The 7,111-nt window shown below is 55.5% G+C and carries 8 protein-coding genes and 1 tRNA gene; 3 read left to right on the top strand and 6 right to left on the bottom strand.

The window, feature by feature from the left end; translation table 11 throughout:
* Positions 1-50: 50 nt before the first annotated feature.
* The 3 genes from ACIQ3A_RS12750 to ACIQ3A_RS12740 all read right to left on the bottom strand — a co-directional run bounded on the left by ACIQ3A_RS12750 (position 51) and on the right by ACIQ3A_RS12740 (position 1,206).
* Positions 51-127 (bottom strand) — tRNA-Pro (locus ACIQ3A_RS12750).
* 34 nt (positions 128-161) lie between these two features.
* Entirely contained in the window at positions 162-608 is a 447-nt protein-coding gene (locus ACIQ3A_RS12745; protein ID WP_396432105.1) for a MerR family transcriptional regulator, read from the bottom strand.
* Between the two features lie 124 nt (positions 609-732).
* Positions 733-1,206 carry a BLUF domain-containing protein gene (locus ACIQ3A_RS12740; RefSeq protein ID WP_396432104.1) on the bottom strand — a complete coding sequence of 158 codons (474 nt, stop codon included), beginning with the start codon at positions 1,204-1,206 and terminating at the stop codon, positions 733-735.
* Positions 1,207-1,444: 238 nt separating this feature from the next.
* Between ACIQ3A_RS12740 and ACIQ3A_RS12735 the strand changes: the two genes are divergently transcribed.
* Positions 1,445-1,972 carry an SOUL family heme-binding protein gene (locus ACIQ3A_RS12735; protein ID WP_396432103.1) on the top strand — a complete coding sequence of 176 codons (528 nt, stop codon included), beginning with the start codon at positions 1,445-1,447 and terminating at the stop codon, positions 1,970-1,972.
* Positions 1,973-2,051: 79 nt separating this feature from the next.
* On the opposite strand, the gene ACIQ3A_RS12730 is transcribed toward ACIQ3A_RS12735, so the two are convergent.
* From ACIQ3A_RS12730 to ACIQ3A_RS12720, 3 genes are read right to left on the bottom strand one after another with little or no spacing between them, the layout of a single operon-like run.
* Entirely contained in the window at positions 2,052-2,831 is a 780-nt protein-coding gene (locus tag ACIQ3A_RS12730) for an SDR family NAD(P)-dependent oxidoreductase (protein WP_396432102.1), read from the bottom strand.
* A 5-nt stretch (positions 2,832-2,836) separates the two neighbouring features.
* Entirely contained in the window at positions 2,837-3,820 is a 984-nt protein-coding gene (locus ACIQ3A_RS12725; protein ID WP_396432101.1) for a Bug family tripartite tricarboxylate transporter substrate binding protein, read from the bottom strand.
* 40 nt (positions 3,821-3,860) lie between these two features.
* Positions 3,861-5,123, bottom strand: coding sequence for a Rieske 2Fe-2S domain-containing protein (locus ACIQ3A_RS12720; protein ID WP_396432100.1), 1,263 nt, complete (start codon positions 5,121-5,123; stop codon positions 3,861-3,863).
* Positions 5,124-5,300: 177 nt separating this feature from the next.
* Here ACIQ3A_RS12720 and ACIQ3A_RS12715 point away from each other — a divergent pair, with 177 nt between their 5' ends.
* Complete coding sequence (locus ACIQ3A_RS12715; protein ID WP_396432099.1) at positions 5,301-6,059, top strand: IclR family transcriptional regulator; 759 nt, start codon at positions 5,301-5,303, stop codon at positions 6,057-6,059.
* 423 nt (positions 6,060-6,482) lie between these two features.
* The coding region (locus ACIQ3A_RS12710) for a TauD/TfdA family dioxygenase (RefSeq protein WP_396432098.1) at positions 6,483-7,111 on the top strand (629 nt) is incomplete at its 3' end.

Here is a 7,111-nt window from a genome sequence, read left to right as displayed (position 1 = left end):
ATAAAAAAAGGCCCCGACTGTTTCCAGTTGGAGGCCTTTATTCAATTGATTGGTCGGCGTGGCGGGATTCGAACTCGCGACCCCTTGCACCCCATGCAAGTGCGCTACCAGGCTGCGCTACACGCCGACAAGCTGCAAATTATACCCTGATAAAGTGGCGCTCAAAGGGTGAGCAAAGCTCTGATGGCGACCAACTCTTTTTGAAGCGAAGTGTCATGGCTGTTGTCGCTGGAAAAGTCGACATCGGCCAAGGCGAAAACCGAAAACTCGCCAGCATGTTCGTTGAATGCCGTTGATTCGCCATCCAGACCGGATGCTTCGTTCAGGCCGCGACCTGGCGACCTGTCGCCATGCACCAACTCTTGCAATCTGTTGCGCGCACCGCTGATGGTGAAGCCCTGGTCATACAGCAGGTCACGAATGCGCCGAATCATCAGAACTTCGTGGTGCTGGTAATACCTGCGGTTACCACGGCGTTTGACGGGTCGCAGCTGGGTGAATTCCTGCTCCCAATAGCGCAGAACATGCGGCTTGACACCGCACAACTCGCCCACTTCACCGATCGTGAAATAGCGTTTGGCTGGTATCGAAGGAAGGGGACTGTCCATGAGCGACAACGAGTTGCGTTGAAAACCTTGTAGCTTACTTCAACTCACCCGATGACGTCCAGCATCTTTGTCTGGAAGTTACACAGAAAGTGGCTTCTGCGCCGTGTTTCGTCCGCCCCAACACTCAAGCAGCGCCCAACTCCCCCAGAGACCCGGCCTTGAGTTCATCGAGCAATTGAGCCAGGACTTGCTTTTGTTTTGCATCGGTCGCTTCTTGCATGGCATCTGCCAAAACATCCCGGATATCGGCGGCCTCCACCAACTCCATGTCCCAATCAGGGAACAACCTGTCGCGCACTTCATTTTCTTCACTGATCAGAACGACACTTGAATGACGGGGGTCCGCGGTGATGATCTGCATCAGGCTGGTGATGTTGTCGCGTGGCCCCTCCAGCCATTGGAAAAAGATCCCGCTGCCAAATACCAACAATCCGGTGATACCAAACCTGGGGTTGTGGTGCTTGGCTGTCGCAATGATCTTAGCGATCGCTGCCGCATCCATCCCAGGGGCTGCGCGGCTGCAGTAAACAAGGTTATGAAGTGACGGGCCGGAGCGGCCAAGATAGCCTTCATCATTTTGCATGGTTTGGGTGTTCATCAGGGATGCTGCTGGATGGAAAAACCGGACTTCAGACGTGGGAAACCCGGACTTTCAGGGTGGGTAACAAGCAGTGGGTTTATCCTACACGCAAACCCAAAGGCATGACCTGGGCTTGCCTCCAAATCAAAGCTGGATTTACCAATGCCGGGGTGCTGGACTGCAATTTCTTGACCACCAACAGGATGCGAAGATGCGATGGATACTTTCACTTCTTATTTTTATCTGTGAGGCCGCCATGGCCATTGAAGAACCCCGTTACACGGTGATTGACTCAGCCCCGCCATTTGAGCGCCGGCTCTACTCTGCTTTCGTTGTGGCAGAGACGCAAATGGATGGCGACTTTGATGCGGCAAGTCGCAGTGGTTTCAGGCGCATAGCCTCTTATATTTTTGGCAATAACCTTCAAGCCGAAGTGGGTGAACAACGAAAAATTGCCATGACTGCCCCAGTGACCGTGGCGCCTGTCGAGCAAGGCTGGCGTGTTCATTTCGTGATGCCTTCTGCAGAAAGCCTGCAATCCTTGCCGCAACCGTTGAGCCCACAAATTCAGCTGCGCAAGGTCCCAGAGCACGAGGTGGTTGCCGTGCGCTTCAGTGGCTGGACAACTCAGGCCACCATTCAGGCGCAAACCGATCAGCTGCGTTCATGGGCGATGGCCAAAAAATTAAAACTCAGCCCTCAAGTGCAGGTCGCGCGTTACGACGACCCGTTCACGCTGCCGTGGAACCGCAGAAATGAAATTCTGATCCAGATCGAACCTTGAACGGCTTCGACTGTGCACGGGACGCGCGCCCCAAGCGCCACCAAGCCCTCACCAAGCCGGGCATGCCCAAAAGCCCAATTCAAACGATGTGCAAGCCGCCGTCCACCACCAGGGTGCTGCCGGTGATGAAAGAGCCCTCTGAAGAAGCCATCCACAAAATGGGCCAAGCGATTTCTTCGGGACTTGCCCATCGACCCAGCAGGGAACTGTCTTTGCGCTCGGTCTTGAGTTGCTCAACGCTTTTGCCGATTTTTTGGGCGCGCCCCACATGGAAATCGGTCAAGGTTGAGCCGGGACACACCGCATTCACACGCACACCATGCACCGATTCTTCGCAGGCCAATGAACGGGTCAACGCCAATTGAGCGGCTTTGGTGGCGTCGTACAACGCCATGCCTTTGCGGCCTTTGACGGCATAGCAAGACGAGACAATCACGATGCTGCCTTGCCCCGTGCTGCGCAGGTGCGGCAAAGCAGCGTGGCAATAGTGTGTGATGCCCACCAGGTTGACACCCACAATGGCGTGCCAATCGGCCGCAGAGGCCTCAGCCGCGGGTGAGTAGTTGCGCATGGCCGCGTTGTTGACGAGGATGTCCAGGCCGCCAAACGCCTTGACACAATCGGCCACCGCTTGCAGAGCCAAGTCAGCGTCCGTCACATCTGCTTGGGTACACAGCACCTGGGCATGGGGCAGGTTTTGCAAAATCGACTGGCGTGTTCGTTCAAGACCCTGCGCATCGGCATCGACTAAAAATACCGAGGCGCCCTCTTGGCAAAAAATATGTGCTGTGGCGGCACCGATGCCCGAACCTCCACCGGTGATCAAGGCCACTTTGCCTGGTAGACGCGATTGGCCCATACCGCTCACTCTGCCTTGGTGCCTGTGTCTTTGATCACTTTGCCCCAGCGCTTGATTTCTGAGCCAATCCAGTCACGGAACTGATTGGGCGAAGTGGCCACAATTTCAAACTCCATTTCCAACAAGCGCTTGGTGATCTCGGGCGAACGCACGATCTTCACGATCTCGCGGTGGTAACGATCGATGATGGGTGCAGGCGTACCGCCCGCAGTGAGAAATCCGATCCATGAGGTGGCTTCAAAGTCGGGATAACCCGACTCGCTCAGGGTGGGAATATCGGGCGTGCTGGCAAAACGCTTGAGGCCCGATGTGGCCAGCAGCTTGAGTCGGCCCTCTTTGGCAAATTGCTGCACATTGCCCGGCACAAAAAACGCAGCCTGGATGTTCCCTGCAATCAAATCACTGACCGCAGGGCCTGCGCCCCGGTAAGGAATGTGCGTGATGTGAAACCCTGCAGCCGACTTGAACATCTCCATGGTCAGGTGCGAAGCACTGCCCAAGGCCACCGAACCATAGGAGTACTTGGCCGGATTCGCCTTGGTTTTTTCCACAAAATCCTTCACGCTGGTGATCCCCGATGCCGGATTGACGACCAAGTACTGCGGCGCCTTGACCATCAGGGTGATCGGGGCCAGATCCTTGACCGGGTCATAGGGCATCTTGTCAAACAGACTCACGTTGATGGCCAAAGGGCCGTTGTAGCCAATCAGCAAAGTGTGCCCATCGGGTGCGGCCTTGGCGACCATGTCGGCACCAATGTTCCCCCCCGCACCAGGTTTATTTTCAACCACCACGGGCTGGCCCAAGACCTCTTGCAGTTTGGGCGCAATCAACCGGGCCAGCACATCGTTGGTGCTGCCCGTAATGGGCACGATGATGCGCACAGGCTTGGTCGGGGACCACTCTTGGGCCGATGTTTGCGTTGCAGCAAACAGGCCCAGACTGGCCAGAGCCAGGGCGGCCACCTGGCGGCGTTTAAAAGTTGTCATGCTGTCTCCTGTTGTTGTGAAGTGATGCGGTGTCCGCAAATTAAATCGAAAAAACCGGCTCGTTCAGGCCGTTGGACAAATGGGTTTTCGCCCAAAGCAAGGGGTCATCACCCTTGGGCAGCAAAACACCCGCAGGGCGCACGCGCTGCTCGCTTGCATCCAGGGCTGGCGGCTCAATGCCTTGCTCCAGTGCCACCGCCGCATCGTGCAACATGCGACGCGCCATCACAATGGCACGGTCAGAGGGCAGCAGTATCTCGGCCGCATGGTCCTGGATGGTGCCCATGCTTTCTTGCAACGAATAGTCCTGGGCCGAAAAACCAAAAACACCACTGTAGGCACGTTTTTCTTGCTGGGCCTGTCGGTCCATCAAGTAATCGTTGTTGCGGTTGGACTTGGGCACAAAACTGCCCGGCGCATCGTATTCGACATGAATGCCTTTGCCACTGGCCATGGCTTCATTTTCCTCAGCGGTCAAGGCTTGCTTGGGTTGCCAGTTGATACTCCATGCCCAGCACTCGTGGTCGTTGATCGGCACCCAGGCATGCCCGCCCAGCGCGTGGTGGCCAAACGGCGGGATCATGGTGAACCAGGGGAAAAGCCACTGCGTGATGCGCCAATAAAAACTGTCGGGTTCGCCCATGCGACGCCCAAACAAGGTCATGCCGAACGAGGTCTTTTCGATCTCAAACACCACATTGCCATCGGCCTTGATGTAGTCCAGCGCCTTCACGCCCTTGTGCATCGGATCGGTGTCCACTTCATAACGGTGCACAAACGAGACATGGCTGGTATCGATACCGCCTTCCATGGCTTGCAGGTAATTGGTGTACTGCAACCTTTTCGACACGAACACATGGCTCGACGGCAAGGTGCACCACTCCAACTCGGGCGGCTCGGGCATCTTGTCCGCAGGCCCCATGTAGGTCCAGACGATGCCACCACGCTCCACACAGGGGTAACCTTTGATGTGCCGGTGAGCACACGCTTGAGGGTTAGATGGGACATCCACACACTGGCCGTCACCATCAAATTTGATGCCGTGGTAGGCGCACCGAATGCCATTTTCTTCGTTGCGCCCAAAGTAAAGCGATACGCCACGGTGTGAACAGAACTCGCCAATGATGCAGGCTTTGCCATCGGTGTTGCGAAAGGCCAGCAGCTTTTCGCCCATCAGCTCCACCCGGACTTGCGGGCCGTCGGCTAGCTCAATTTCGCGGGTCATCAAGGCTGGCACCCAATAGCGCCGCATCAAGTTGCCCATGCTTGTACCAGGGCCTACCCGTGTCAGGGTTTCAGCCATGTCCTTGTTCATAAAAAAACGCCTCCTTAGCAGCAGTGAATTTCAGAGCGCAGACCATGAGGGCTGCGCTTGTCTCATTAAAATGATAGTTGTGTCCACCAGCCGGACAAACTTATACACATGGTGAGGACAGGGTTTTGCAGATCAGCCGTCCTCCACAGCCAGAAAGGAAAACACTTGAACTTGAAGAAATCCACCAACGGCGATGGGGTTCGTGCGGTTGAGCGGGCCCTGGACATCCTGCAGGCTTTCACGGTGAATGACCATGAACTGAGCGCCAGCCAGTTGCTGCAACGGGTCAACTTGAGTCGGCCCACGCTTTACCGTTTGCTGCAAACTTTGGTGCAATCGGGGTTTGTGGTGTCCATGGGCGAGCCCCAAAAATTCAGGCTGGGGCCTGCCGTTGGACAACTCACGCATGTGTGGTCGTCCGGTATGAACATCTCGGCCCTGGGTCAACCCGTCATGCAAAGGGTGTGGGAATTCACGCAGGAAACCGTGGCCCTGTTTGTGCCACAAGGCAATATGCGGCTTTGCATTGCCGAAGTGCCCAGCCCACAGGCCCTCAGTTTCAAGCGCGGCATTGGTTATCAGGAACGCATCGTCCTGGGCGCCAGTGGTCAAGTCATTTTGGCGTATGCCAACACGTCCATCGAAGCCATAGAACGCTACGCCGAAGGCATTGCCCTGGACCCGATTCGCTTTGCACAAGAGCTGCGGCAGATCCGAACGCGCGGTTATGCCACCAGCAAGAACGCATTGATTGAAGGCGCTGTGGCCATTGCCGCACCGTTTTTCGACAGCCATGGCCAGGTGGCTGGCTCCATCGCCGTTTTCGGGCCGGGTGCTCGCCTCAAAGAAGACAAGCTGCGCCAGTTCGGCCCCCTGCTGGTGAAGGAGGCCGCCGCACTGTCAAAGGCCTTGGGGCAGGTTTGAATTTCATGAAAAAGCGGGCCCCAATCGATCGGTGAAACATACAGTGATGGCTGCACGCGGCAAAGGTGCGATCTCACGCTCAAAACATAAATAGGATTTTGCAAGCTTGCAAGCCTAGAATCCACCTATGAGCAAAGAACAAGAGTCCAAAATCGCCAAAGACGGGTTGCGCTACAAGACCAAAGAAGGCGGATCCCCCTTCCAGGACTCGGCCAACATGTCTTCGATTAGTTGCTACAAATGTGGGCTTCACAAGCCGCGGGCCCTGGGAATATTCAGACGATTGCTCAACCAGAGCATGTTCATGTGCGGTGAGTGCAAGCCTGTGAAAGCCTGATGCAAACAAATGGCCTAACTTCACAGCCCAACTGATGGGCAGGGTCAACCAGTTTCATCAATAGCCTCCAGCGAAAGAGTCAATCAATGAGCATCGTGCTTAAACAATCAGTCACAGGTCCAGCGGCATGGACGGGCAAGGATATCCAAACCGACACCAGCTGGGTCCTCAATCTTGATTCGTCACACATTCAAGCCCTAGATGACTCACTGGCAACGCTCCGTGGCAAGGGTCTCAGTTTTCCCAATTTCACCCGCGATGACTTTCCAATCGGTCACGCTTTGAAAAAATTGCTTACAGATTTGGCAGAAGTCCTCGAAAACGGCAGAGGATTTGCTCTGTGGCGCGGCTTGCCGGTGCATCGCTATAGTGAAGATGAACTGAAAGCGGTGTACTACGGCATTGGTTTGCACCTGGGCTTGCCTGTGTGCCAAAACCCGCGTGGCGACTTGTTGGGCGAAGTGATGGCGGTGGGCGACCCCAAAGACATTCGCACACGTGTTTATGAAACCAATCTTTATTTGCCATACCACTCAGACCCATCGGATGTAGTCGGTCTGCTGTGTGTACGCAAAGCCAAGCAGGGGGGCGTGAGCAGTCTGGTCAGTGTGGCTCGAATTTACAACGAAATCTTGCAGAAGCACCCAGAATATTTGGGCCTGTTCTACCGGATGTTTTATTTTGAACATCTGTGTGAACCCGAGCCCAGTCTGTC

It is taken from the genome of Limnohabitans sp., from assembly GCF_044361985.1.
In the GTDB taxonomy this organism is placed as follows: Bacteria; Pseudomonadota; Gammaproteobacteria; order Burkholderiales; family Burkholderiaceae_C; genus Limnohabitans_A.
The sequence above is the reverse complement of the archived record's forward strand: the minus strand, read 5'-3'. Positions and strand labels throughout refer to the sequence as shown.